Source organism: Marinobacterium sp. MBR-111 (assembly GCF_040547585.1).
Lineage (GTDB): Bacteria > Pseudomonadota > Gammaproteobacteria > Pseudomonadales > Balneatricaceae > Marinobacterium > Marinobacterium iners.
Genome location: NZ_JBEPQA010000013.1, coordinates 47,781 through 73,921 on the forward strand (window position 1 = coordinate 47,781; position 26,141 = coordinate 73,921).

Here is a 26,141-nt window from a genome sequence, read left to right on the forward strand (position 1 = left end):
GGCCAATGAAACAACAGCTGACCATCGCCCTGTCAAAGGGGCGCATTCTGAAAGAGACCCTGCCGCTGCTGGCAGCGGCCGATATCGTCCCGGCTGAGGACATATTCAGCAGTCGCAAGCTGATTTTCGATACCAATCATTCGCATATCAAGCTGGTGGTCATTCGGGCGACCGATGTGCCCACCTATGTTGAATACGGCGGTGCCGATATGGGAGTGGCAGGCAAGGATGTGTTGATGGAGCATGGTGGTGAGGGACTGTATGAGCCACTGGACCTTGAAATTGCCAAATGTCAGCTGATGGTAGCCGGGATGAAGAATGCGTCCGCGGTTGAGGGGCGTATGAAGGTGGCGACCAAGTTCGTCAACCTGACTCGAGAGTACTTTGCCCGTCAGGGGCAGCAGGTCGACATCATCAAGCTCTACGGTGCGATGGAACTGGCGCCGATCATGGGGCTAGCCGACCGAATCGTGGATATCGTGGATACCGGCAACACCCTTCGCGCCAACGGCCTGGAGCCGATGCAGCACATTGCGGATATCAGCTCTCGTCTGGTGGTTGGCCAGCCGTCAATGAAAATGAAGCACGCACTGATTCAGCCGATTCTGGATCAGTTGCAGCAGGCGATCGACGCACGTCGGGAGGGAGCAGCATGAGTATCTCCGTTCAACGTCTGGATGCGGCGCAGTCCGATTTTGATCAGCAGTTGAGCCGCTTGCTGGCGTGGGAAAGTGTGTCAGATGACAAGGTCAACACGATCGTCAATGAAGTGATTGGCCGTGTACGTACCGAAGGCGATGCTGCACTGGTCGAGTACACCAACCGCTTTGACCGCACCAATGCCCGGTCGATGCAGGATCTTGAACTGGGGCAGGCGCGTTTGCAGCAGGCACTGGATGGCCTGCCGGCTGAGCAGCGCGCTGCACTGGAAAAGGCAGCCGACCGTGTGCGTGGCTACCATGAACGGCAGAAGGGTGAGTCTTGGCAGTATACTGAAGCCGATGGCACCATGCTGGGCCAGCAAATCACGCCGATGGACCGTGTTGGCATCTATGTTCCCGGTGGCAAGGCGGCCTATCCCTCTTCGGTGCTGATGAATGCACTGCCGGCCCATGTGGCAGGCGTGCGTGAAATCATAATGGTTGTGCCCACCCCTGAAGGCGTTCTCAACGAACTGGTACTGGCAGCGGCAGCGCTGGCAGGTGTCGACCGTGTGTTTACCATTGGTGGCGCTCAAGCGGTGGCTGCACTGGCCTATGGCACTGAAACGGTGCCGCGGGTAGACAAAATCGTGGGTCCGGGCAACATTTTTGTCGCGACAGCCAAGCGTGCCGTTTTTGGTGCTGTTGGTATCGACATGATTGCCGGTCCCTCCGAAATCCTGGTGGTATGCGACGGCAAAACAGACCCGGACTGGGTTGCGATGGACCTGTTTTCGCAGGCTGAACATGACGAGGATGCGCAATCGATTCTGATCTGCCCGGATGCAGACTACCTGGACCAGGTTGAGGCCAGTATCAACAAGCTGCTGCCAACCATGGAACGGCGCGAGATTATCGAAATTTCGCTGCAGAACCGTGCTGCGCTGATCAAGGTTGCCGATATGGAACAGGCGGCAGAGCTGAGCAATCGTATTGCGCCGGAACACCTGGAGCTGTCTGTGGAAGACCCGGTTGCACTGCTGCCTCAGATTCGTCATGCCGGGGCTATCTTCATGGGACGCTACACAGCGGAGGCATTGGGAGATTACTGTGCCGGTCCCAATCATGTACTGCCGACCTCTGGTACGGCGCGGTTCTCGTCTCCTCTGGGAGTCTATGACTTCCAGAAACGCTCATCGTTGATCATGTTCTCAGCCGATGGGGCATCGGAAATGGGTAAGGTGGCGTCGGTGCTTGCTCGTGGCGAGAGCCTGACCGCTCATGCGCGCTCGGCCGAGTACAGGATCAAGAACTGATCCGAAAACAGCATGCAGCGTGCACAATAAAGGCTCCCGAGGGAGCCTTTATCTGTTTCAGTGGCGGATGTGTCAGTTACGGCTGGGTGGGCGCTCACCAATGCTGGCTGTAACCATCATCTCATGACCGTCCCTAAGGACACCCAGAGCAATTTTCTGTCCAGGCTTGAAGCGAGCGATACGATTCATGGTGGCGCGACTGGTGGAGACCGGCTCGCCTTCAACCTGCAGCAGAATATCGCCGGGCTGGAGTCCTGCCTGGTGGGCCGGGCCGTTACGGAAGATTCCCGCCACAATCAGGCCAGGCCGCTCACCAACACCGAATGACTCGGCGAGCCGAGGGGTCAGTTCCTGAATCTCTACGCCGAGCCAGCCACGGATTACACGGCCATGGCTGATCAAATCCTGCATCACCTGTCTTGCCAACGATGAGGGGATGGCAAAACCGATTCCCTGCGAGCCTCCGGATTTGGAAAAAATGGCGGTATTGATGCCAACCAGGTTGCCGTGTGCATCCACCAGCGCCCCGCCAGAATTTCCGGGGTTGATCGCGGCGTCGGTCTGGATAAAGTCTTCATAGGTGCTCAAGCCAAGGCGGTTACGACCGGTGGCACTGATGATCCCCATGGTAACGGTCTGGCCAACGCCGAAGGGGTTGCCTATCGCCAGTGCGACATCCCCGATGCGCAGCTCGTCATTGGCCGCCAGAGTGATGCTGGGCAGGTCTGTAAGCTCTATCTTGAGGACGGCGAGATCCGTTTCCGGGTCAAGGCCGACAACGCTGGCCTGTGCCTCTCGGCCATCACGCAGTGCCACCACGATACTGTCAGCCCCGCTGATAACGTGATTATTGGTGACGACATATCCTTGTTCGTTAAGAATAACGCCAGAGCCAAGGCTGGACTCTATTCGGTCGCGTTGTGGCAGTTGCTCGGCATTGAAAAAATTGCGGAAGAAAGGATCATTCAAAAGAGGGTTGACTGGCTGGCGAACCAGTGTGCGTGTATAGATGTTCACCACGGCAGGAGCTGCTTTGTCGACCGCGTCAGCATAGGACACCACGCCTTCTCGTGCTGGCAGTGTCAGTTCAGAGGAGGCGGCCTCGCGGATCTCGACAGTGGTGACGGGCGGTGAGATCAGCTGTGGATAAAATTGCAGTATCAGCAGAGCGGCAAGAATACCGGTTACTACTGGCCAGATGAGATAGGATACTCTGCGCATCTTGCTTGATTGCACCTGTACATCATTTCAGACTGGACTGATTATACGGCTGCGCGAGCTGTTTTGAAAATTGATGGAGGAATTGATGTCGATGAATATCAATGAGCTGGTGAAATATTGTGACCAGCTGCTTCAGGTCGGCAGTTTCCGCGATTATTGTCCCAACGGCCTGCAGGTGGAAGGGCGTTCCCGGATTAGCCGTATTCTCACAGGGGTGACAGCCAGTCAGGCGCTGCTGGATGTCGCTGTTGAGTGGCAGGCTGATCTGGTACTGGTACACCATGGCTACTTCTGGAAGGGCGAGTCTCAGGTTGTGACGGGGATCAAGCAGCGTCGCCTGAAAACTTTGCTGCAGCATGATATCAACCTGGTGGCTTATCATTTGCCACTTGATGCGCATCCGACGTTGGGCAATAACGCCAGATTGGCTGAGCTGCTGGGTTTCGAGGTAGAAGGGCCGCTTGAGCCGGGCTCTGCTCCGGCCATTGGGAATGTGGGTCGACTGCCACAAAGTCTTTCACTGCAGGCACTGGAGCAGCGCATCAGCCATGTATTGGGTCGCAGTCCGCAGGTTATAAGTGGCGGGAGTCATGATATTCGAACGGTCGCCTGGTGTACCGGGGCTGCAGAGCGGATGATTGAGCATGCGCTGGCACAGGGTGCGGATGCCTACATCAGCGGCGAGATTTCAGAGCCGGTGGTGCACATTGCGCGCGAAGCGGGAATTCACTACATCGGTGCGGGCCATCATGCAACCGAACGTTATGGTGTGCAGGCCCTTGGGGAACATCTGGCTGAGCAGTTCGGGCTGGAACACCGGTTTGTCGATATCGACAACCCGGTGTAAGCCCTGAAGTACCCTAATAAAGCGGGCGGAAGGGTCAGTTTTTTGGCTTCTGCTCTGAAGAACGCTTATGGGAATCATCCTCCGGTGCATCATCACCGTAAGCAGTCGGATCATGGGCGGCAGGCGCTTTCGTGTGCTCTTCCGCTTCTGCCTGCTCTTTACGGCTCAAGCCGTAACTTTCAGACAGGGTGCCCGCTTCGTCGGACTTCTTCGGAGCGTAATCACGCGGTGGCTCCGGGAGCTCTTCCTGTTCGCTGTTATCAAGCGCATCTGTCACGGTTGGAATGTCCTGGCCCAGTTTGGGCGGTGCCTCATGCTGCAGTGCCATTGAGGCCGGTAGCCCTGGGCAAAGCGACTCTGCGCTGTTGGCGAGGTGCTGGTGCACCTTGCGGTACTGTTCGCTCAGACCATTAACCAGCTCGGCCGTTTCCTCGAAATGGTGACCAACTTTGGTCCTGTACTGCTCAAGCTCGCTGCGGGCGCTGTCCAATTCATCCACAAGCTCTTGCTCGCGATTCGAAGAGCCACCGGCACGACCCAGCAGATAACCGATGAGGGCGCCGATCGCCAGGGCAATCAGTGTGATAATCCATATGTTGCTTTGTTCCACGCCTCAGTCCTCATTCACAAAATCTGTTAACGCCTTCATATTAAAGTAAAGCGATCCTGAAACCCATGCATCAACCATTATTCTTGTCGCAAGAGTCGTGTCCATAGGCGGTTGGTCGAGTAGCCCTCAGCTATACTGTGCAAGTGCGCCTTGGCTTGATGTCAGTCACAGCGAGTATCCGTTGTGCAGCTTAGAAGAGACTCTTCTGTACCCGCTGGATCAAGGCGTGATCGGCGGGTAACTCTGATACAATGCCGTCCAATTGCGACAGTATATTGCGGTGAGGACAGCCTAGATTGAAATACCAGGAAACACTTAACGCTATTTATGCCCGCCTGGATCGTCTGGGTGACCTGCCTGTATTCAGTGCTACGGTGAATCGTATTCGTCAGGTCAGCAGCTCCCGACAAAGTGATGCCATGGCTCTGGCCATGGCAGTGATGAAAGATGCCAACCTGTCAGCCAAACTGCTCAAGATAGCCAATACCCACACCTACAATCGAGGCCAGGGCAAAATAAGCGCCGTTTCCAGAGCGGTTGTACTGATTGGCTTTGAGCGGATTCACAATCTCTGCATGACCCTCAAGCTGATCGAAAGCTTTCGGGATGAGCAACCGGATACAGGGATCGAGCAGCTGCTGATCAGTGCCTTTCTCAATGCGTCCATCGCCCGGGAAATGGCCGCTGCGGCCGGGGCTGTTGATATAGAGGAAACCTATATCTGTGGTTTGCTCTACGGACTGGGGGAGATTATCGTTGCCTTCACCTTGCCGGATACCTATCGCGACATGCTGCGCCAGCGTGCCCTCAAGCGAGAGGGGTGGCCACGTATCCAGCTACAGGCGCTGGGTGGGCACTTCAGTGACATAGGCCAGGATTTGGCGCAAAGCTGGGGCTTTCCAAAAACCGTAGTACAGGCGATGGATCCGCTGTCAGCCGATCAACTGCACGGCAAGGACAAGCTGAATCATCGCTTGGCCGCCGGCTGTCATGATCTGTTGGAATTGATCTATCGACGTGATACTTCCGGTGACCTGGATTACACTGAGCTGATGCTGGATCTGGCATCAGCTACCCGGCAACCGGTGGACAGCCTGGATCTGCATGTCAGCGAAGCGTTTCGTCAGGTGTGTGATTTGGCTGATGAGTACGGTCTCAGGAACAGTACCATCAGTCCTCGCGTCGAGGCGTCTGAAGATGCGCCACTGGACGAAGCTACCCGCAAGTTGGCCTATTATGTCCACTCCCGAGAGGCTCGCCGACGCGACCCTGACGTTGTGCCGGCCCCGCTTGAATCGGCTCAGTTGGATGAAAAAGCTCACTGGATGGAACAACAGCTTATCTATCTGCAGCGGCTGAACGAACTCATCAGTGAGCAGGCCGGTGCCACCAGTCTGCTGGAAGTGGCTGTCGATGCGATTGTAAAAAGCTGTGCTTTGGAGCGTTCGGCGTTCTGTATGCTCGGTTCTGAAGGCAAGGAACTCAGGGCAAAACTGGTGTCGGGACTCGATGGACGACCGCTGCGTCATTTTTTTCAGCTAAGGCGCGATGATGAGTGGGCTACGCTGTTCTTTCGTCTGATGGATAAGCGTATGACCTTGCTGGTGCCTGATACCGATGAGCCGGGCTGGCGTGACCGGCTGCCAGCCGAGTTCATGCAACAGGTGGATCCACGTGGTTTCATCATGGCGCCTCTGGTCGTTAATGACAGGGTGATCGGCTTAATCTATGCCGATAAAATCACACCGGGGAGTATTGTCGAGGATCAGGAATTTCGGGTATTCAACCAGTTTTTGGTGCAGGCCCGTCTTGGGTTGGAGGTCCTGCGTCATCGGCGTTAATACCTGCGCCTACTTTGGTCGGCGTGGCTGCCAAAGTACTTCAGTACCACTATTGAGGCGGCTCAGTGTACGGGCACACACGAACAGCAGGTCTGAGAGTCGGTTGAGGTAAGCTGCACTTTGCGGGTTGACACTGTCGGTACCGGCCAGTTCAACAACCCGGCGTTCGGCGCGCCGACACACACAGCGACAGAGGTGAGCCTGAGCGGCTGCACGGTTGCCGCCGGGCAGAATAAACTCCTCCAGTGGCGGCAATTCGGTGTTGAGGCTATCCAGTTGCTGCTCAAGCCATAGAACCACTTCCTGTGTGATTACAGTGTAATCCGGGTCCGCTACGGCAAGCTCGCCGCCGATATCAAACAGGTCATTCTGAATGCGCTGCAACAGCGGTGACAGGCTGTCCGGCATGTCAATCTCAGCCAGCAGCAGCCCCAGCAGGCTGTTGAGTTCATCCACATCACCAAGTGCCTCGATGCGCGGGTGATATTTTGGGATGCGTTGGCCGTTGGCCAAAGCGGTAGTACCGCTGTCGCCGCTGCGAGTATAGATTCGAGTGAGACGATTACTCATGTGGGTTCCTTAGTTCTGCTCCGTTGATGGGCTTCGCTGTTGCAGGCTGATGTGTGCCGCTTGTACGATCAGAGGGTCGGGTTCGATCTGAATGTCCGGATTCGGATCCGGATAAGGCAAATGACTGAGAATATGGCGCATTGCGTTCAGGCGTGCCCGTTTCTTGTCATCAGAGCGGATAATGGTCCAGGGGGCGTCTGCCGTGTCGGTATGAAAGAACATCGATTCCTTGGCTTCGGTATAGGCATCCCACTTGTCCAGCGATGCCAGATCAACCGGAGACAGTTTCCAGTGCTTGAGCGGGTCGGTACGGCGTGACTGGAAACGAGTGAACTGTTCCTCTCGGCTGACTTCAAACCACAGCTTGAACAGTCGAATGCCACTGCGCACGAACATGCGTTCCAGCTCCGGTGCTTCGCGCATGAATTCCAGGTATTCCGACGGGGTGCAGAAATCCATTACACGCTCGACGCCTGCGCGGTTGTACCATGAACGGTCGAGCAGGATGATCTCACCAGCAGCGGGAAGGTGTTTTATATAGCGCTGGAAATACCATTCCGACCTCTCACGCTCGGTTGGCTTCTCAAGTGCAATGACATGGGCGCCACGCGGATTGAGGTGCTCCATGAAGCGTTTGATGGTACCTCCCTTGCCTGCGGCATCGCGCCCCTCGAATATGATCAGAATCTTCTGCCCCGTTTCTCGTACCCAGCGCTGTACCTTGAGCAACTCAATTTGCAGCTCGCGTTTTTCCGCTTCGTAGAGGTCACGCTTGAGCTTTTTTTTGTAGGGGTAAACCGGTGTGTGCGGTTCAGTCATTCCGATGTTCTCTTTCCATTGTCAATGTTCTGATCTGATGAAGCAGGGCCGTATTAAGTGGGGTGGCGATGCCATATTCAGATGCTCGATGGCAGAGGTAACCGGTAATCTGTTCGATTTCCGTCTGTCGCTTATGGCGTATATCCTGCAGCATAGAAGACAGGTTGTCGCCTGTCGCATGTGCCACGGCTTCTGCCTGTTGATGCAGCGGTTCGGTAAACAGTGTGATACCGGCTGCTGCGGCTACCTGCTCGACTTCGGTGCAAACCTGTCGCAGCAGTTGCAGGCGATGCTGATTATGCAGCAGTTCGCCGTTACGGCAGTTTTCCAGGGCGCTTAGCGGATTAATGGCACAATTGATTGCCAGCTTGCGCCACAGTACCGGCAGAATTTCGTTGCAGCTTTTCAGTGTCAGAGGCAACCGGTCCCAGCCATCAGGTAGAACAGGTGAAGCTGGGGTCAGTGGGCCGATCAGGGTTTCGCCTCGGCTGATGCAGTGCAGCCTGTTGGGTGGCTCGCGCCAGGCGCCGGCTGTAGTGGTGGCTGCCCAGAGCTGGCAGTCGGGTAGCAGATCAAGCACGGCTTGTTGCTGCCCCATACCGTTCTGCAACAGCACAATTTGACAGTCGGGTTGCAGCCGATGTTGTATGGCACGCAGCGCAGTCAGGGTATCATAGGCCTTGGTTGTGACCAGCAGGTGCCGGATCGGGTTGGGGTTGTTGATGGTTTCCGCTTTGGGTGAGCAGCGCTGTACCTGACCTGACTCATGCAGCTCTATGTTGTTGCCATGCTGCCAGCTTTTCAGTGCAGCCTTGTCGCGCAGCATAAGGGTCGTTGGTACCGAGCCGTGTTCGAAGAGGCAGGCCCAGAGGCGTCCAATCGCGCCAGCGCCAAGAATGTACCAGTGCATGGGTACTCCGCAGGTCCAAAAAGCATGATCTTAGCCCCGTTTCAGGCGGGGATGAAACCGATATTAACAGGAGAGTTGAAATGCCTTCATTCGATGTAGTGTCTGAGCTGGATATGCATGAAGTAACCAATGCTGTCGATCAGGCCAACCGTGAGCTACAGAGCCGGTATGACTTTAAGGGTGTCAAGGCGGCATATGAACTCAGCGGTGAGGTGGTGACACTGGAAGCGGAAGTGGACTTTCAACTGCAGCAGATGCTGGAAATGCTGAAGGCCAAGCTGACCGGGCGCAAGATCGATATCAAGTGTATGGAGATCAAGGATCCGGATCTGGGCGGTGTGAAGGCGAAGCAGGAGGTGGTCCTGCGTCAGGGACTCGACCAGCCGCTGTGCAAGAAGATCAGCAAGGTGATCAAGGATGCCAAACTGAAAGTGCAGACCCAGATTCAGGGTGACAAGGTGCGCGTGACCGGCAAAAAGCGCGATGACCTGCAGGAGGCGATCGCGCTGCTGCGTGAGTCTGATGTCGAATTGCCGCTGCAGTTCAACAACTTCCGTGACTGATTGGGCAAAGCCGAGTGTGTACTCGGCTTACTGAGTCTAGTCTTGGCAACAGAGCAGAAACAGTTCGCGTGCCAGCGCCTGCTGTTCCTGCTCTCCACAGTGGCTGAAGTCCTCTGCTACCAGCCCTCCTTTAGTGAACAGCCGGTGCAGCTGTGGGCCTTTCCACTCCATCAAAGTTGCGCCGCTGAGTTTATCGCTGATACTGAGGCTGGGTTGGGGATGCTCCAGCCAAGCGTTAATTTGAAATGTCATGTCAGACTCCTGCTGTCATTCGGTTCAGCAGTTACTCTATCTGTCGTAGAATTTATTGTAAATGATAATTGATATCATTTATTGTCGGCATCAACGGCTATTGCATCAAACCGATGTCGCAGGGTCCAGAGCATCAGCAGTGATGGCAGCACCATCAGGGCCGTGACGATAAAGAACCGCTCCCAGCTCCCCAGCCAGTCAACGCTGTAGCCACTGAGGCCGGCCAGCGTGGTCCGGCTGAGGTTGCCCAACGAGGCCAGCAGTGCATACTGGGTTGCACTGAAGGCGCGACCGGTCAGCAGCGTAAGAAATGAGACAAACGCCACGGTCGAAAATGCTGTGGTGAAGTTATCCACAATCAGGGTCAGGACCAGCAGCCACTCGACCGGGCCGACGGCAGCGATCACCGCAAACATCAGATTGCTGGACGCCATCGCAACACCGCCCAGCAACAAGCCACGCACAACACCAAAACGGGTGTTAAAGGCACTACCGAGCAGGGTAAAGCTCACGGTTACAAACCAGCCGAACATCTTGGTATATTCGCCGATCTGCTCATTACTGAACCCCACCTCTTTGTAGAACACAATCGACATCCGACCAAGAAAAGCCTCACCCACCTTGAACAGGAAGATGAACAGCATCAGCATGAGTGCGACCTTGATACCATTCTTGCGGAAGAACTCGGCGAACGGTTCCACCACGGTGACCATCAGCCAGGCAACGATTTTCGAGCTGTGCAGCTCTTGCTGGTAGCGTCGATCAGCCTGCTCCTGCAACAGGTCACGTGAGGTGACCGGCTCCCGTACGATCAGGGTAAACAGCATTAATAGAAGAATGATGCCGGCCATCAGCAAGTAGACCCCGTTCCATCCGATGCGATCAGCCTGAACAAAGGCCAGGTAGCCCGGCCATGAGTAACCGGTCCACCAGCCAATAATGGCCATTGCGGCGGCTGGGGGCAGCTTTTCTTTCTCATGACGAGCAAATTGGTCTATTCGAAAGGCATCGATGGCTACATCCTGTGTGGCGGAGCTGGCGGCAATACCCAATGCCAAAGCCCCTGCCAGAACCAGATTGGAGGCTGGATCCACGGTCGAAATCAGCAAAACGAACAGCAACATCAGTATCTGGGTAGTGAAAATCCAGCCGCGCCTTTGTCCCAGGCGGCCGACCAGTGGCAGCTTTACTCGGTCTACGAGTGGTGCCCAGAGAAAATTGATCGCATACACGGTGGCTACGGTTCCCAGCAGGCCAATGTCAGCACGGCTGGTGCCAGCGTCGGCAAGCCAGCCACTGAGGCTGCTGCCAATCAGCACAAAGGGAAAACCGCTGGAGCATCCCATCAGAAAGATCCACAGCAGGCGGATATCACGGTATCGGGAGAAGGTTTCTTTCCATGAGTGCGGCATATAGATGCGGGTCCGGCTAATTCAGAAAGGCCCGAGTATAGCGGAAAGTGGTTGGTGCAACAGCGAAAGGCGGGTGCTGCAGGCCGGCGCGAACGCCGGCGCTGCATCAGGGGAACTAGATGCGCAGTGCACCGTCAATTTCCAGACAGCGACCATTCACATAGTCGTTCTCAAGAATGAAAGTGACGGTTTTGGCGATCTCTTCCGGTTTGCCCAAGCGCTTGGCCGGGATGCCGGATGCGATCTTTTCCAGTGCTTCCGGCTTCATGCTCATTACCATTTCGGTACCGATATAGCCCGGTGCAATGGAGGCTGCACGGATGCCGTAGCGTGCCAGTTCCTTGGCCCAAGTGACAGCCATGGCCTCGACGCCAGCCTTGGTGGCGGTGTAGTTGGTCTGGCCCATGTTGCCGGAGCGTGAAACGGAAGAGATGTTGATAATGCAGCCTTCACAGCCCAGCTCAATCATCTTGGCGGCGGCTTCACGCGCGCAGAGGAAAGTACCGGTCAGATTGACGGCGATAACCTGATTCCACTGCTCCATCGACATTTTGCCGACCACCTGACCATCCTTGGCTTTGATGAACAGGCCATCACGGGTGATGCCGGCATTGTTGACCAGGCCGTTGATGCTGCTGAAATCACGCACGATATCGGTAAACAGTTTTTCAACATCGGCTTCTTCGGCCACGTTGGCAGTGTAGGTGCGTGCTTCGACGCCCATTTCCATGCACAGGCCAGCGGTCTGGTCCAGGTCATCCTGATTCAGGTCTACCAGTGCCAGCTTGGCACCCTTGCCAGCCAATTCAAGCGCCATGGCGCGGCCCAGACCGCGGCCTCCACCGGTTACAACGATCACTTTATCTTTGAGTTCCATCGGGAATCCCCTCTAATCAAATGGTAGTTTCTTATTGTGCGCCGCAACATATTGCAGTGCAACAATTTAATTTGCATCGTCCAAAAAGTCTATATCTGTCGCAAAAAAGTCATGAAATGTACTAATAATGGAGGGTTTTGGTGTCTAAGAGATAAGAGGGGTGAAAGCTTAACTTTTTGTAAAATAAGGGTTTTCTCTTATATGCTTGGATTGGTTACGGCAGCATGACTTTGGGTCGGAACTGAGCGATCATGTGACTGTCCGATTGTTATATCCAGCTTGCCTTGCAGGAGTCACATGCGCGTTCTCTTTCTGTTGTTCATCATCATTCCAATCATTGAAATCACCGTCCTGATTCAGGTGGGACAGGCAATAGGCGCTTGGTACACCGTTGGACTGGTACTGTTGTCCGCCTTTATCGGTGTCAACATGCTGCGCCATCAGGGCCTGTCGACGCTGGCGCGCGCCCAGCAACGCATGGATCAGGGTGAGGTGCCGGGGCAGGAGATGGCCGAGGGGATCCTGCTTGCGGTGGGTGGTGCGTTGCTGGTCACTCCGGGCTTTGTGACGGATGTGATCGGCTTCAGCTGCCTGATCCCGGCTGTACGACGGGCCTTGATCAAACCCCTGATCGGGCGCTTTACCGTAGTGGCAGCCACTCACCGGAATCAGACCGAAGAAATGCACGTGTACACGGCAGATCCGGATGACTACAGAACGGTAGAAGAGCGTGACCCGATTGAAGGTGAAATCACCCATCGAGATCGATAAAAAATCCTGTTCGGCCCCTTGAAAACACCCCCTGTCCCCCCCATTTCCTGCTGCAGGATGGAGAGCTCTGCAGCTGCAAAAAAAAGTTGCAGTTCAGGCATTGAAAAGCCGGAAGGCTCCCCCCATTAACGTTGCAACCTGAATTCGGATCGCGCATCGCGTCCGCATTAACAACAACATCGCATTGGATCCTAGATACCAGGAGAACAACCAGATGAAAATTCGTCCACTTCACGACCGTGTTGTAGTTCGCCGCAGCGAAGAAGAGACCACTACGGCTGGCGGTATTGTGCTGCCGGGCTCTGCAGCCGAGAAGCCCAACCGTGGCGAAGTCGTGGCAGTAGGTCCGGGCCGGACTCTCAATAACGGTGAGATTCAGGCGCCTTCCGTAAAAGTGGGTGACAAGATCCTCTTCGGTCAGTATGCCGGCTCCAACACCGTCAAAGTCGATGGTGATGAACTGCTGATCATGCAGGAAGGTGAGATCTACGGCGTCCTGGAAGACTGAAAGCTCAGCTTCGCGTCGCTCAAATCGTCAACTTATTAACTCGATACTGAATACAGGACTAGTGAACAATGGCTGCTAAAGACGTACGTTTTGGTGATGATGCCCGTCAGCGCATGCTCAAGGGCGTGAACATCCTGGCTGATGCAGTAAAGGCAACTCTGGGCCCGAAAGGCCGTAACGTGGTACTGGACAAGTCCTTCGGTGCACCGACCGTGACCAAGGATGGCGTATCCGTTGCCAAAGAGATCGAACTGAAAGACAAGTTCGAGAACATGGGTGCACAGATGGTCAAGGAAGTCGCTTCCAAGGCCAACGATGTGGCCGGTGACGGTACTACCACTGCAACCGTTCTGGCTCAGGCGATCGTGAACGAAGGCCTGAAGTCCGTTGCCGCTGGCATGAACCCGATGGACCTGAAGCGCGGTATCGACAAGGCTGCTAAGGCGGTTGTAGAACAGCTGGCAGCCATGTCTGTACCTTGCGAAGACTCCAAGGCGATTGCGCAGGTGGGCACCATCTCCGCCAACTCTGATCCGGAAATCGGTCGCATTATCGCTGAAGCGATGGAGCGTGTAGGCAAGGACGGTGTCATCACTGTTGAAGAAGGATCCGGCTTCGATAACGAACTGGATGTGGTTGAAGGTATGCAGTTCGATCGTGGCTACCTGTCTCCCTACTTCATCAACAACCAAGAGAACATGTCAGCTGAGCTGGAAGACCCGTTCATCCTGCTGGTAGACAAGAAAATCTCCAACATCCGTGAACTGCTGCCAACACTTGAGCAGGTTGCAAAGTCTTCCCGTCCGCTGCTGATCGTAGCTGAAGATGTTGAGGGTGAAGCACTGGCGACGCTGGTAGTTAACACTATGCGTGGCATCGTCAAGGTATGTGCCGTCAAGGCGCCTGGATTTGGTGATCGTCGCAAGGCGATGCTGCAGGATATCGCCGTGATCAGCGGTGGTCAGGTAATCTCTGAAGAGATCGGCCTGAGCCTGGAAACGGTTACTCTTGAACAGTTGGGTACTGCCAAGCGCATCAACATCACCAAGGAAAACACGGTGATTGTCGATGGCTCCGGTACCAAGGCTGATATTGAGACACGTGTACAGCAGATCCGTACCCAGATCGAAGAAACCACTTCTGACTACGATCGTGAAAAGCTGCAGGAACGCGTTGCCAAGCTGGCAGGCGGTGTGGCCGTAATCAAGGTGGGTGCTGCCACCGAAGTGGAAATGAAAGAGAAGAAAGCCCGCGTTGACGATGCTCTGCACGCAACCCGTGCTGCCGTTGAAGAAGGCGTGGTACCGGGTGGTGGTGTTGCCCTGATCCGTGCGCTGAGCAAGGTGGAAGGCCTGCAAGGCGACAACCATGATCAGACCATCGGTATCCAGCTGGCACTGCGTGCCATGGAAGCACCGCTGCGTCAGATCGTGGGCAACGCCGGTGGCGAAGGCTCTGTCGTAGTCGACAAGGTACGTGCTGGTGAAGGAGCCTTCGGCTTCAACGCGGGTACCGAAGAGTACGGCGATATGATGGAAATGGGTATTATCGACCCGGCCAAGGTGACTCGTTCTGCGCTGCAGGCGGCTGCCTCCATCGCTGGCCTGATGATCACCACTGAAGCAATGGTTGCCGACCACCCGGAAGAGAATGCCGGTGGCATGCCGGATATGGGCGGCATGGGCGGAATGGGTGGTATGGGCGGCATGATGTGATTCAGCCTCCCTCTCGCCTTTAATGGCCCTGAAAGCCCCGCATACGCGGGGCTTTTTCGTTCCCGGCAAACCTGCTAGGGTTGAGCGCTTAACGCCGACAGAGAAATTGAAACATCATGAGTGAACGCAAGGAGCCAGGCCTGGACACGGCCGGGCTGGAATCAATCGTCGTCGAGCCGGTGTCCCGCACTTCTTCCAGCGCCCCCACTGAACGAGCGGCGGTTACACCAGCTCCTGCCGGAGCGGGGCGGGGCGGCAGCCTTCTGATAACGTTGATCCTGCTGCTGTTGGTGGCCGGGGTTGGTTACCTGGGTTTCACACTTACGGAACAGCAGGGGCGTTTGCAGCAGCTGGAACAGGATTTGACTCAGGCACAGCAGCGGGTAGAGGTGCTGGAGGAGATGCTGGAGGTTACGTCTGACAGCGCAGCTCAATCCGGTCAGACGCTGCAGCAGCGGCTGGAAGACCTGAGTGGGCGTGTGAACGAGCGGGTGGCCCATGTTGACTCTGAAATTGCCAAGCTGTGGACCATTGCCTATCAGCGTAACAAGCCTCAGCTGGATGCGCATGCCGAACAGTTGAAAACACTTGAGGGCTCTCTGGCCGAGTTGGGCAGCAGTCTGAAATCGATCCGCCAGCAGGCGGCTCAGGCAGGCAAGGCGCTTGAAGAGGCCAGCGCTGCCAAGTCTGCTGTCAGCAGCACGCAGCAGCGTCTGGATGCTCGGCTTAAGGGGCTGGAACAGCAGTTGGCCACTCTGGAGCAGGGCCTGAAAGTGGAAAGTGAAGGTCGGCTCAAGGTACAACAGCAGCTGACTCAGCAATTGACCGGCCTGCAAGACGGCCAGGGTGGCAGTGCCGAGTTGGCGCAGCGGATCCGCCAGAATGAGCAGGCGATCAGCGCCATTGATGGAACCCGACGTCAAATCAATCAGGACCTGTTGCGTATTCGGCAGCAGTTGAACAATCTGCAACTCAAAGTGGAGCAGCAGTAGCATGATCAAAGTATATGGCAGTGTGTTTTCCCGTGCCGGCATGGTGATGCTGGCACTCGAAGAGCTGGGGCTGGAGTACGAAGCGGTGGATATGCTGCCGCGCAGTGAGCAGACTCAAACCAGCGAGTATCGGGCGCTTAACCCCACTGGAAAAATTCCCACGCTGGTCGATGGTGATCTGGTGCTGTTCGAAACGCAGGCGATTCTGTTCTATCTGGCGCGGAAGTACGGCAACGGTCGTCTTTGGGGTACTACTCCGGAAGAGGAAGCGGATATCCTGCGTTGGTCACTTTTTGTCAGTAACCAGATGGAAGTGCCGGCACTGGATATATTGATCCAGTTCAAGTTCAACAAGGACAATCCCGATCAGTCTGTGATTGAGCGCGCCAGTGAAGAGCTGAATCGGTTTTTGCCGACGCTGGAGCAGCAGTTACAGGGACGTGAATGGGTTAGTGGTGATCATCTTACCATTGCGGATATTCACGGTGCGACGGTGCTGAGCTGGCCCAAACTGGGCGGATTTGACTACAGTGCCTATCCCGAGGTGCATCGCTGGATCAAGTCGATACTGTCGCATCCGGCGCAAAAGACACTGATGGCAAAAGCCGCCAAATAACAGGAAGGTGAAGGTTGCTCGCGCTGTTGTTGGCAGCGTGTGCAGCCATACGACATGAATCTGAGAACATTTTTTGCGTTGCCGGTACCCGAGCGAATTGCACGGCCGCTGTCCGACTGTGCCGATACGCTCTGTGCCTATGATCGAGGCCTGGATGCCCACTGGGTCGACTCGGCCAACTATCATCTGACACTCTGTTTTACAGGTGAAGTGACACTGGATCAGGTTACCGAGTTGGAGCAGCTGTGCCGTGAGCGGCTTAAGCAGCAGGGAAGCTTTATGGTGCAACTGGATCGGTTGGCTTATTACAAGGCCAATCCGCGTCTGGCCGTGCTGGCAGCGTTGACGAGCGAAAGCGAGCCATTGATGGCGCTGCACCGGCAGATGGTCGAGATCGCCAAGGAAGCTGGAATTCGGTATGATGAACGCGATTTCAAACCTCATATTACGCTGGCTCGTTTGCCGGCCAGTAACCGGTTCGAAGTGCCCGACTGCTGGCCACAACCGGGACTGACCACGCCGGCGGATTCAGTGGTGCTGTTTCAGAGCCGCCCGGGTGAGCGTGGCTCCATTTACACACCCCTGTTTGAGGTTCACCTGTCTGCCTGCAACCAGGCCCTATAACTACTCAGATTACACAGACTCTATGCGAACACCTGAACTGCTGTCCCCAGCCGGGACACTGAAAAACATGAAGTATGCATTTGCCTACGGGGCCGATGCGGTTTATGCGGGCCAGCCCCGCTACAGCCTGCGGGTGCGTAACAACGATTTTACGCACGACAATCTGGCCGAAGGGATTCGTATTGCGCATGAAATGGGCAAGAAATTCTTTGTTGCCAGCAACATCATGCCGCACAACTCCAAGCTCAAGACCTACATGAAGGACCTGGACCCGGTCATTGCGATGGGGCCGGATGCCCTGATCATGTCCGACCCCGGTCTGATCATGATGGTGAAGGACAAGTACCCGGATCTGCCGATCCATCTGTCAGTTCAGTCCAATACAATGAACTGGGCTTCGGTGAAGTTCTGGCATCGGGCCGGCATCGAGCGCATCATTCTGTCGCGTGAGCTGTCACTGGACGAGGTTGCCGAGATCCGTCAGCAGTGTCCCGAGATGGAGCTGGAAGTGTTCGTGCACGGCTCGCTCTGCATCGCCTACTCCGGTCGCTGTCTGCTGTCTGGCTACATCAATCACCGTGACCCCAACCAGGGTACCTGTACCAACACCTGTCGTTGGAAGTACGACGCGCACGAAGCGAAGGAAGACGAATCCGGTGATGTGGTGCCGGTACAATCCTTTGATCCCAACGCACAGGCTGACGAAACACAACCAGCACTGGGTGAGGGTAAACCGACCGATCGCATCTTCCTGCTGCAGGAAGAGACCCGACCCGGCGAATACATGCCGGCGTTCGAGGATGAGCACGGTACCTACATCATGAACTCCAAGGACCTGCGTGCCATCCAGCATGTACACAAGCTGGCCGAGATGGGCGTGGACTCGCTTAAGATCGAAGGTCGGACCAAGTCGCATTACTATGTGGCGCGTACGGCTCAGGCCTACCGTAAGGCGATCGATGATGCCGTAGCGGGCAAGCCGTTCGACATGAGCCTGATGGATACACTGGAAAATCTGGCCAACCGTGGTTACACCGAAGGTTTTTACCGTCGTCATGTGCATGATGAGTATCAGAACTATGAAACCGGCAACTCCGTTGGCGTGCATCAGCAGTTTGTGGGTGAGATCATCGGCCATGATGCCCAAACCGGCTTCATTGAAGTGGATGTTAAAAACCACTTCAAGAAGGGCGACACTCTGGAGCTGATGACCCCGACCGGCAACAAGCGCTTTGTGTTGCAGGAGATGCTGGACAAGAAAGGTCAGGCGGCAGAGGTGGCACCGGGTTCCGGCCATCGCATGCGTATTCCGGTTGATTTCGATGCCGATATGACCTATGCGCTGCTAATGCGTGACCTGCCCAACGCGCCAGCGCGTGGCTGATACACACTGACTCGCACGCAATCCAGTGGGGAGCCCTTGCTCCCCATTTTTTTGAATAACCCTTGTTGGGCAGCTGGCCTGAATGAAAACTCCTGACAAATATACCTTCATCGGTGCGTTGCGCCCGTTCAGCTTCCCGGTCGCGCTTGTCACCTGTTCGATCGGCCTGCTGCTGGCCTGGCAGCAGGGGCAATTCAACTCGCTGCAGGCGGTGCTGGTACTGGTCGGTGGCGTGCTGCTGCAGGCTGGCGTAAACCTGATCAATGACTACAGTGATTTGCCGCTGTTGCGACGAAAGCCGGGCAGCGAGTGGCAGGAACAGGCAGTACAGCGGCATTTTCGATTGGGCATGGTCTGCTTCCTGCTGGCCAGTGCCATCGCGCTCTATTTTGTCAGTCTCAGAGGTCTAAGCTTCCTGTTGCTCTGTGTGCTGGGGCTGGCAGGTGCTTTGGGCTATACCCTGAAACCGGTTAACTACAAGAGTCGAGGGCTTGGTGTGGTGCTGGTGTTCTGGTTGATGGGTGTGCTGATGATCAGCGGCAGTGCCGTCGCGTTGGGGGCATCAGTGACGGCTGAACTGGTGCTGCAATCGCTGCCGGTGAGCTTGCTGGTCTCTCTGCTGTTGTTGAGTAATGAGCTGAGAGATTACGAAACCGATCAGCGCGATGGTCACAATACGTTGACAGTCAGAGTCGGCTATCATTTCTCGGTGCGGCTTTACTGCGTACTGCTGGCGCTGGCCTACCTGCTGCTGGCATTGCTGTTGGCACTGGGGCTGCTGCCCGGTGCCTTCTGGCTGCTGCCGAGTCTGCTTCTGACACTTAAGCCGGTTTGCCTGCTCAATGCACCCGCTGAACGGCGGGCTCCGCTGACGCCTGCCACGGCACGACTGTTGTTGGGCTTTGGTCTGTTGTTTTGTGTAGCGCTGATCAACCCGCTGCCGTCCCTGTTCTAATACCAATACCCGAGAAGTTAAGGGGCCAATTTGGTGTATAATGCGGCCCCAGATTCTGCCGGTCTTTGGACTGGCCCGACCTCAGTGAACCCAAACCAGCCAGATTGGAGAGTCGTCAATGAGCGTTATTCGCCAGGATGATTTCATCAGCAGCATCGCCGATGCGCTGCAGTTCATTTCCTACTACCACCCGATCGATTTTGTGCAGGGTGTGCACGAAGCCTATCTGAAAGAGGAAAACCCGGCGGCAAAAGACGCCATGGCGCAGATCCTGATCAACTCACGCATGTGTGCCGAGGGCCACCGTCCGCTGTGTCAGGACACAGGTATCGTTACCGTATTCCTGAAAGTGGGCATGAACGTTCAGTGGGACGCCAAAATGTCCGTGACCGACATGGTCAACGAAGGCGTACGTCGCGCCTACATGCACCCGGATAACGTGCTGCGCGCCTCTATCCTGGCTGATCCGGCTGGCAAGCGTCAGAACACCAAGGACAACACCCCGGCGGTAATCCACTACGAAATCGTTGAAGGCGACGAAGTGGAAGTACACGTGGCGGCCAAGGGCGGTGGTTCCGAGAACAAGTCCAAGATGGCGATGCTCAACCCATCCGACAGCATCGTGGACTGGATCGTCAAGACCGTACCGACCATGGGTGCCGGCTGGTGTCCGCCGGGTATGCTGGGCATCGGTATTGGCGGTACCGCCGAGAAGGCGGCTGTGATGGCGAAAGAGTCGCTGATGGACCCGATCGATATTCACGAACTGCGCGAGCGTGGCCCGCAGAACCGTATCGAAGAGCTGCGTCTGGAAATCATGGACGCGGTCAACGCCCTGGGCATTGGCGCTCAGGGATTGGGCGGTCTGACCACCATTCTCGACGTCAAGATCATGGATTACCCGACTCACGCGGCGTCTTTGCCTGTGTGCATGATCCCGAACTGTGCCGCTACCCGCCACACCCACTTCACCCTGAACGGCAACGGCCCGGCCGTACTGACGCCGCCGAGCCTGGATGACTGGCCGGAAGTGACCTTCGAAGTCGGCGCCAATACCCGTCGTGTCAATCTGGACGAGATCACCCCGGAAGCGGTGAAAGAGTGGAAAGTCGGTGAGACCATCCTGCTGAACGGCAAGATGCTGACCGGTCGTGACGCCGCGCACAAACGCATGGTTGAAATGTTGAACAACGGCGAAGAGCTGCCGGTGGATCTGAAAGGCCGCTTTATCTACTACGTGGGCCCGGTTGATCCGGTGCGCGATGAAGTGGTCGGTCCGGCTGGCCCGACTACCTCTACCCGTATGGACAAGTTCACCCGTCAGATCCTGGAAAGCACAGGTCTGTTGGGCATGATCGGCAAGTCCGAGCGCGGCCCGATCGCCATCGACGCGATCAAGGACAACCAGGCTGTCTACCTTATGGCAGTTGGTGGTGCAGCTTACCTGGTATCCAAGGCGATTACCCATGCCGATGTGATTGCCTTCCCGGAACTGGGTATGGAAGCGATCTACGAGTTTGAAGTGAAGGATATGCCGGTCACTGTGGCCGTGGATACTTCAGGCGAATCCGTACACACCACCGGTCCGGCCAAGTGGAAGGACATCATCGCCCACAAGGCGGTGTGATGCTGTGGTATAGCAAGAATACGCTGTAACAAAAAACCCGCTTCGGCGGGTTTTTTGTTGTTGGGTCTGACGATTCGACACCAAGGTATCTGAGCTTCAATACCAATTCAGGGTTGCATTTCAAAACAATAGATTAAATAATGCGAATCGTTTTCATTAAAATTACATATTGGGTTAATCATGCAGTCCATACACAGTAAGGCCGCTTTGCTTGCACTAGGCTGCTCAGTGTCGCTGCTGGTCCAGGCAGGACCACTCGATCAGGCGCAGCAGACACTGCAACAGAGTCATCGTGAAGGCGCACAGGTACAGCGTAACATCGATCAGCTGGATCGCCAGACTCGGGAAAACTACGAAGAGTACAGTGCGATCCTGCGTCAGGCCGATCTGGTGGAAGCCTACAACCGGCAGTTGTCACGCATGATTGACGATCAGTCCCGTGAACTTGTCGATATTGAAGAGCAGCTGGCGTCACTGGCTGAAACCGAGCAGGCTACGCTGCCTCTTCTGGTTCGCATGCAGGCCATGCTGGAACAGTTCGTCGCGGCTGACCTGCCGTTCCTGCTTGAAGAGCGCCAGCAACGGACGGAGAGGCTGGCACGTTTGATGGATCGGGCCGATGTCAGTTTGGCGGAGAAATATCGCCAGATTCTTGAAGCCTATCAAATCGAAGCTGAGTACGGCCGTACGCTGGAAGCCTGGACCGGGTCGCTGAACCAGAATGGGTCGGAGCGAGAGGTAACCTTCCTGCGACTGGGGCGTGTGGGGCTGTACTACCAGACGTTGAATGGTGAAGAGAGTGGTCGCTGGAGCAAAGCCGAAGATGGCTGGGAAGTCATGGATGCATCGCACAACTGGTCGATTCGCAAAGCGATCAGCGTTGCGCGTCAGCAGTCTGTACCTGAGTTGTTGGAACTGCCGCTTGAGCTGACAGGAGGTTCACTGTGAAACAGGTCATGAAGATCGCGCTCGTGGCATGTGCCATCATATTAAGTGTGCCGGCTCAGGCCGATGAATTGCAGAAATTGCTGCAGCAGATTCGTTCAGATGTATCTCGGGATCGCAGTCAGGATGCCGAGCGCTTGCAGGCATTTCAGGGTGATCATAATCGCCAGTTGGCCCTGCTGAATGATGCAAGGAAGCGACTGGCGGCGGCCGAAGCCGAGCAGGAAAGATTGAAGGCCGAATTTCAGGCCAATGAGGATGCGTTAACTGAGCAGGGCGAAGCCCTGCGCATGCGCAGCGGACAGCTGGGTGAGGTGTTTGGTGTGGTCAAGCAGCAGGCACAGGAACTTCAGGGACAGCTGTCTGACTCCTTGATCACGGCAGAATATCCCCAGCGTGATGAGCTATTGGCCTTCGCCGAGCTCAAGCGTATTCCTTTGCTGGCCGAGCTGGAGGGACTCTGGTTCCTGCTGCAGCAGGAAATGACCGCTACGGGAGAAGTTGCCCCCTTCACAGCTTCGGTGGTGAAGCCTGATGGCAGTCGCGCCGAAACAAATGTGTTGAGGATTGGTCCGTTCACGGCCCTGACATCTGAAGGCCACTATCTGAACTATGAAAATGGTGTGTTGCAGCAGTTGCCGGTGCAGCCAGACAGTGGCGTGATCACGCAGGCCCGTGATTTTATGGCTGGGCAGGGCAATGTGGTGGTAGTCGACCCCAGTCGCGGCAATCTGTTGGCGTTGCTGGCACAAACCCCTGATCTGAAGGCGCGCATCGCACAGGGCGGGCTGGTGGGTTACATCATTCTGTCGCTGGGCGGCATTGGTCTGCTGGTTGCGCTTTGGAAACTGATGACCACGATCACAGTCGAGTTGAGTGTACGCAAACAGCTGCGCCAGCCGCAGCAGGCGCATAGCAATAATCCATTGGGCCGAGTGATGCAGGCGGGAGAATCGGGCCGTACGACTGATGAAACCGAATTGAGAGTTGATGAGGCGCTTCTCAAGGAAGCCCCCATTCTTGAGCGTGGCCTGACTCTGCTGAAACTGGTCGCGGCCGTTGCGCCACTGCTGGGCCTGCTGGGCACCGTAACCGGTATGATCGGCACCTTCCAGAGCATCACTCTGTTCGGAACCGGTGATCCCAAACTGATGGCTGGCGGCATTTCCCAGGCGCTGATGACCACAGTGCTGGGGCTGTGTGTGGCGATACCGCTGCTGTTCTGTCACAGCCTGCTGGCTGCACGCAGCCGTCGCCTGCTGCAGCTGCTGCATCAGAAGGGGCTGGCCTTGCTGGCCACGCAGCGTGCAAATCTCAGTGATGCGGACGAGGCGCGCCATGCTGCCTGATCTGTCCCAGTATCAGGCAGCACTGGAGGGCTTTTTCAAGGCGGGTGGTCCTGTGCTTTGGGCGCTGCTGCTGGTCAGCCTGCTGCTGTGGACGCTTTTACTGGAGCGGCTCTGGTTTCGCTGGATCGATTTCCCGCGTCGCATCCGTGCCTACCGTAAGCAACAGCCCGGCGCACTGCGAGGCCTTGAACGAGCGGATCTGCTGCTGGATCTTCAGGGGGCATTGCCGTTGATACGAACCTTGATAGCGCTGTGTCCGCTGATCGGGCTCCTCGGTACCGTGACCGGCATGATCCACCTGTTTGACACCCTGGCCTTGAACGGTACCGGTAATCCGCGTCTTATGGCCGCTGGTGTGGCCCGTGCGACCCTGCCAACGCTGGCAGGCATGGTAATGGCCGTCAGTGGACTGCTGCTGTGGAACCGTCTTGCCCGCTGGAGCCAGCTGCAACGTACCCGTCTTGATATCACAGGAGCCAGAGGATGAGGCAACGACTCAATCTGGAAATGCTGGAAAATGATGCCGAAATCGACATGACGCCGATGCTGGATATCGTGTTCATCATGCTGATTTTCTTTATTGTTTCGACCAGTTTTGTACGAGAGGCCGGGGTCGAGATTGAACGTCCGGTGTCGGATACGTCTGAAGTGCAGGAAAGCCAGGGCGTGATGCTGGCAATTACGGCGCAGGATGAAGTCTGGCTGGATCGTCAGCCGGTGGATATCCGTATGATTCGACCCACACTGGAGCGGCTCAAGGTGGAGCAGCCCGATCTGGGTGTGATGATTCAGGCGGACAAGGACGCTAAAACCGGTTTGCTGGTACAGGTCATGGATCAGGTGAAACTGTCCGGTATTGAGCAGGTTGCAGTCGCCACCCGCGAGGGTAAGGGTTGATGCGAGCGCTGTTGTTCCTGCCAGGGGCTGTGCTGGTCAGCCTGTTGCTGTTTATGTTGATGGCGCATCTTGCCGGTATCGGTCGCACTGAACCACCGGTAATGACAGATCATACAAACATCAATCTTCACCGGCTAAAGCTGGACTCAGAGGTACAACTGCGCCAGCGGGAATCGCTGCCGCCACCTGAGCCCGTGATACAGCAGCCGGATACACCACAACCGCCCGCCATACAGCAGACGGCGGCGATCAATATGCCAACGGTTGCGCTGGATATGCCAGCGCCCAACCTGGATATGAATATTCGCATCAATGCTGCAGCGAATCTGTCGGCTGCCCAGGCTGTTGCGGCACCGGCGCCTTCGCCGGGTATCAGCATGAACCTCAATGCTACGCCGGTTTCACGAATGAATCCGCAATACCCGCGGCGTGCCTTGACGCGTCGCATAGAAGGGTTCGTTGTCGCCGAATTTACGGTGGATCGCTCCGGGCATGTCGTCGCTGACTCGTTTGAAATAGTCGAGTCTTCACCGCCGGGCATGTTTGACAGTGCCGTTGAGCGCGCGCTATTGCGTTGGCGCTTCAATCCGCTGACTGAAGGGGGGCAGGCCGTGCCGTTCCGAACCCGTCAGCGTCTGGAATTCAAGTTGGAGTAATCGCATGAAGCGCACGATCATTCTGTTGCCGTTACTGTTATTGCTGAGTTTGACCGGTGCTGTCCGGGCCGAAACGGTGAATATATCTCCTTTTGTGCTGCAGCAGTTGAATGCAGCGCAACAGGCGATGGCACAAGAGCAGTTCGCCAAGGCGACCGAGGTGCTGGACAAGCTTGCGCAGCAGGATCTGAGCCCACCAGGCAAAGCCTATATGCACCAGTTTCGCGGTAACCTGGCACTTCAGCAGAAACGTGAGGCCGAAGCGCTGAAGCAGTTTAAGGCCGCCTGGGAGCTGAAAGCACTGACCGAACAGGATCAGCGCCGGTTGCTGCACACGGTGGCTCAATTGCAGTTAACACAGGATCAATGGAAGAAGGGTACCGCGTCTCTGGAGCACTGGATGCAACTGGTGCGTGCGGCCGGGATGGCAGACAGTGAAATTCGTGCCGATGACTATCTATTGCTTGCACAGGGCTATTCGCAACAGGAGCAATGGCAAAAAGTCGTTGATCCCATCAAGACTGCAATCAGAATTAAAGGCCGTGCCCCCGAAGACTGGTATCGTCTGCAGCTGGCTGCACACTTCCAGCTTAAGCAGTGGCAAGGCGCGACAGCTGTATTGGAGCTGCTGACTGAACGTTATCCACAGAAGTCTCAGTACTGGGAGCAGCTGGCCAGTGTATATCAGATTCGTGAGCGTCACGCTGATGCGTTGGCAACGCTGCGTGCCGCCTGGATTGGTGGCCATCTGCAGAAAGAACGACAGTATATCTGGCTGGTGCAGTTGATGATGCAGCAGGGTGTCCCTCAACGCGCCGCCGAAGTGTTGCAGCAGTCCCTGCGAGCGGGCACTGTGCGTGATACCCTCAAGCACCAGCGCCTGCTGGCTCAGGCACAGCTGGATGCTAAGCTCTATGAGCAGGGGCGCAAGACCCTGCAGCTCATCGCCGAGCGCAAGCCGGATTATGACACCTGGCGTCAGCTGGCCTACCTGGAGCTGCAGCTCAAGCGCTGGAGTGACATGAAGCGCAGCATTGATAAGGCCGTTGCGCTTAAGCCGGATGCGGCTGAGCTGCTCTTGCTGCGCGGAATCGCCGATATCAACCGCGCTGAATATGAACTGGCGCGCTCCAGCTTTGAACGTGCCAGTGCGTACAATGGTACCCGTGATCAGGCGAAGAGCTGGCTGAATTATCTGGAGCAGGTACAGAGCCGTAGTTAAG

28 protein-coding genes are annotated in these 26,141 nt (G+C 56.1%); 20 read left to right on the plus strand and 8 right to left on the minus strand.

What is annotated here, in order from left to right:
* The first annotated feature begins 5 nt into the window (after nt 1-5).
* Together hisG and hisD are read left to right on the plus strand one after the other, a co-directional pair.
* Entirely contained in the window at nt 6-656 is a 651-nt protein-coding gene (hisG, locus tag ABIE61_RS10705; RefSeq protein ID WP_354409317.1) for an ATP phosphoribosyltransferase, read from the plus strand.
* On the plus strand, nt 653-1,957 hold the full coding sequence (gene hisD, locus ABIE61_RS10710) for a histidinol dehydrogenase (protein ID WP_354409319.1): 1,305 nt from the start codon (nt 653-655) through the stop codon (nt 1,955-1,957). The genes hisG and hisD overlap by 4 nt, the downstream gene beginning before the upstream one ends.
* Before the next feature lie 72 nt (nt 1,958-2,029).
* On the opposite strand, the gene ABIE61_RS10715 is transcribed toward hisD, so the two are convergent.
* Nucleotides 2,030-3,178: a Do family serine endopeptidase gene (locus ABIE61_RS10715; RefSeq protein WP_206839358.1), complete on the minus strand. Its 1,149-nt coding sequence runs from the start codon at nt 3,176-3,178 to the stop codon at nt 2,030-2,032.
* An 85-nt stretch (nt 3,179-3,263) separates the two neighbouring features.
* Between ABIE61_RS10715 and ABIE61_RS10720 the strand changes: the two genes are divergently transcribed.
* Entirely contained in the window at nt 3,264-4,025 is a 762-nt protein-coding gene (locus tag ABIE61_RS10720) for a Nif3-like dinuclear metal center hexameric protein (protein ID WP_354409322.1), read from the plus strand.
* 34 nt (nt 4,026-4,059) lie between these two features.
* Here the strand turns inward: ABIE61_RS10720 and ABIE61_RS10725 are convergent, their stop codons facing one another.
* Nucleotides 4,060-4,635 carry a Z-ring associated ZapG family protein gene (locus ABIE61_RS10725; protein WP_354409325.1) on the minus strand — a complete coding sequence of 192 codons (576 nt, stop codon included), beginning with the start codon at nt 4,633-4,635 and terminating at the stop codon, nt 4,060-4,062.
* A 296-nt stretch (nt 4,636-4,931) separates the two neighbouring features.
* Between ABIE61_RS10725 and ABIE61_RS10730 the strand changes: the two genes are divergently transcribed.
* Complete coding sequence (locus ABIE61_RS10730) at nt 4,932-6,476, plus strand: HDOD domain-containing protein (protein WP_354409327.1); 1,545 nt, start codon at nt 4,932-4,934, stop codon at nt 6,474-6,476.
* Between the two features lie 9 nt (nt 6,477-6,485).
* Here ABIE61_RS10730 and ABIE61_RS10735 read toward each other — a convergent pair whose 3' ends face one another.
* The 3 genes from ABIE61_RS10735 to ABIE61_RS10745 are packed head-to-tail and all read right to left on the minus strand — an operon-like array spanning nt 6,486 to nt 8,775.
* Nucleotides 6,486-7,046 carry a cob(I)yrinic acid a,c-diamide adenosyltransferase gene (locus tag ABIE61_RS10735; RefSeq protein WP_091821686.1) on the minus strand — a complete coding sequence of 187 codons (561 nt, stop codon included), beginning with the start codon at nt 7,044-7,046 and terminating at the stop codon, nt 6,486-6,488.
* Nucleotides 7,047-7,055: 9 nt separating this feature from the next.
* Entirely contained in the window at nt 7,056-7,865 is an 810-nt protein-coding gene (ppk2, locus tag ABIE61_RS10740) for a polyphosphate kinase 2 (RefSeq protein WP_354409331.1), read from the minus strand.
* The gene (locus ABIE61_RS10745; protein ID WP_354409334.1) at nt 7,858-8,775 is read right to left on the minus strand and encodes a ketopantoate reductase family protein; all 918 of its coding nucleotides are present in this window, start codon (nt 8,773-8,775) and stop codon (nt 7,858-7,860) included. The genes ppk2 and ABIE61_RS10745 overlap by 8 nt, the downstream gene beginning before the upstream one ends.
* Nucleotides 8,776-8,855: 80 nt before the next feature.
* Here ABIE61_RS10745 and ABIE61_RS10750 point away from each other — a divergent pair, with 80 nt between their 5' ends.
* On the plus strand, nt 8,856-9,338 hold the full coding sequence (locus tag ABIE61_RS10750; protein WP_091821678.1) for a YajQ family cyclic di-GMP-binding protein: 483 nt from the start codon (nt 8,856-8,858) through the stop codon (nt 9,336-9,338).
* Between the two features lie 36 nt (nt 9,339-9,374).
* On the opposite strand, the gene ABIE61_RS10755 is transcribed toward ABIE61_RS10750, so the two are convergent.
* The 3 genes from ABIE61_RS10755 to ABIE61_RS10765 all read right to left on the minus strand — a co-directional run bounded on the left by ABIE61_RS10755 (nt 9,375) and on the right by ABIE61_RS10765 (nt 11,879).
* The gene (locus ABIE61_RS10755; protein WP_091821675.1) at nt 9,375-9,590 is read right to left on the minus strand and encodes a hypothetical protein; all 216 of its coding nucleotides are present in this window, start codon (nt 9,588-9,590) and stop codon (nt 9,375-9,377) included.
* A 74-nt stretch (nt 9,591-9,664) separates the two neighbouring features.
* Nucleotides 9,665-11,002 carry an AmpG family muropeptide MFS transporter gene (locus ABIE61_RS10760; protein ID WP_354409337.1) on the minus strand — a complete coding sequence of 446 codons (1,338 nt, stop codon included), beginning with the start codon at nt 11,000-11,002 and terminating at the stop codon, nt 9,665-9,667.
* Nucleotides 11,003-11,117: 115 nt separating this feature from the next.
* Nucleotides 11,118-11,879: an SDR family oxidoreductase gene (locus tag ABIE61_RS10765; RefSeq protein WP_091821667.1), complete on the minus strand. Its 762-nt coding sequence runs from the start codon at nt 11,877-11,879 to the stop codon at nt 11,118-11,120.
* Between the two features lie 297 nt (nt 11,880-12,176).
* Between ABIE61_RS10765 and ABIE61_RS10770 the strand changes: the two genes are divergently transcribed.
* The 15 genes from ABIE61_RS10770 to ABIE61_RS10840 all read left to right on the plus strand — a co-directional run bounded on the left by ABIE61_RS10770 (nt 12,177) and on the right by ABIE61_RS10840 (nt 26,140).
* The gene (locus ABIE61_RS10770; RefSeq protein ID WP_354409340.1) at nt 12,177-12,650 is read left to right on the plus strand and encodes an FxsA family protein; all 474 of its coding nucleotides are present in this window, start codon (nt 12,177-12,179) and stop codon (nt 12,648-12,650) included.
* Nucleotides 12,651-12,864: 214 nt separating this feature from the next.
* Nucleotides 12,865-13,158 carry a co-chaperone GroES gene (locus ABIE61_RS10775; protein ID WP_091821661.1) on the plus strand — a complete coding sequence of 98 codons (294 nt, stop codon included), beginning with the start codon at nt 12,865-12,867 and terminating at the stop codon, nt 13,156-13,158.
* A gap of 68 nt (nt 13,159-13,226) precedes the next feature.
* Entirely contained in the window at nt 13,227-14,873 is a 1,647-nt protein-coding gene (gene groL, locus ABIE61_RS10780; protein WP_206839396.1) for a chaperonin GroEL, read from the plus strand.
* Nucleotides 14,874-14,989: 116 nt separating this feature from the next.
* Nucleotides 14,990-15,865, plus strand: coding sequence for a coiled-coil domain-containing protein (locus tag ABIE61_RS10785; protein ID WP_354409344.1), 876 nt, complete (start codon nt 14,990-14,992; stop codon nt 15,863-15,865).
* 1 nt (nt 15,866) lies between these two features.
* On the plus strand, nt 15,867-16,481 hold the full coding sequence (locus ABIE61_RS10790) for a glutathione S-transferase family protein (protein WP_354409345.1): 615 nt from the start codon (nt 15,867-15,869) through the stop codon (nt 16,479-16,481).
* A gap of 54 nt (nt 16,482-16,535) precedes the next feature.
* Complete coding sequence (thpR, locus tag ABIE61_RS10795; protein ID WP_091822825.1) at nt 16,536-17,105, plus strand: RNA 2',3'-cyclic phosphodiesterase; 570 nt, start codon at nt 16,536-16,538, stop codon at nt 17,103-17,105.
* Between the two features lie 22 nt (nt 17,106-17,127).
* Complete coding sequence (trhP, locus tag ABIE61_RS10800) at nt 17,128-18,489, plus strand: prephenate-dependent tRNA uridine(34) hydroxylase TrhP (protein WP_354409348.1); 1,362 nt, start codon at nt 17,128-17,130, stop codon at nt 18,487-18,489.
* Nucleotides 18,490-18,571: 82 nt separating this feature from the next.
* Complete coding sequence (locus ABIE61_RS10805) at nt 18,572-19,444, plus strand: prenyltransferase (RefSeq protein WP_354409351.1); 873 nt, start codon at nt 18,572-18,574, stop codon at nt 19,442-19,444.
* Between the two features lie 118 nt (nt 19,445-19,562).
* A complete protein-coding gene (locus tag ABIE61_RS10810; protein ID WP_091821644.1) occupies nt 19,563-21,071 on the plus strand; it encodes a fumarate hydratase in 1,509 nt (502 codons plus the stop codon).
* 180 nt (nt 21,072-21,251) lie between these two features.
* A complete protein-coding gene (locus ABIE61_RS10815; RefSeq protein WP_354409354.1) occupies nt 21,252-22,019 on the plus strand; it encodes a DUF3450 domain-containing protein in 768 nt (255 codons plus the stop codon).
* Nucleotides 22,016-23,365, plus strand: coding sequence for a MotA/TolQ/ExbB proton channel family protein (locus ABIE61_RS10820; protein WP_354409357.1), 1,350 nt, complete (start codon nt 22,016-22,018; stop codon nt 23,363-23,365). Before ABIE61_RS10815 ends, ABIE61_RS10820 begins: the two co-directional genes overlap by 4 nt.
* Nucleotides 23,355-23,852 (plus strand): MotA/TolQ/ExbB proton channel family protein, encoded by a 498-nt coding sequence (locus ABIE61_RS10825; RefSeq protein ID WP_091821637.1) that lies wholly within the window; start codon nt 23,355-23,357, stop codon nt 23,850-23,852. Before ABIE61_RS10820 ends, ABIE61_RS10825 begins: the two co-directional genes overlap by 11 nt.
* Nucleotides 23,849-24,262: an ExbD/TolR family protein gene (locus ABIE61_RS10830; RefSeq protein WP_091821634.1), complete on the plus strand. Its 414-nt coding sequence runs from the start codon at nt 23,849-23,851 to the stop codon at nt 24,260-24,262. The genes ABIE61_RS10825 and ABIE61_RS10830 overlap by 4 nt, the downstream gene beginning before the upstream one ends.
* The gene (locus tag ABIE61_RS10835) at nt 24,262-24,918 is read left to right on the plus strand and encodes an energy transducer TonB (protein ID WP_354409360.1); all 657 of its coding nucleotides are present in this window, start codon (nt 24,262-24,264) and stop codon (nt 24,916-24,918) included. The genes ABIE61_RS10830 and ABIE61_RS10835 overlap by 1 nt, the downstream gene beginning before the upstream one ends.
* Before the next feature lie 4 nt (nt 24,919-24,922).
* The gene (locus tag ABIE61_RS10840) at nt 24,923-26,140 is read left to right on the plus strand and encodes a tetratricopeptide repeat protein (RefSeq protein WP_354409363.1); all 1,218 of its coding nucleotides are present in this window, start codon (nt 24,923-24,925) and stop codon (nt 26,138-26,140) included.
* Nucleotide 26,141 lies beyond the last annotated feature (1 nt).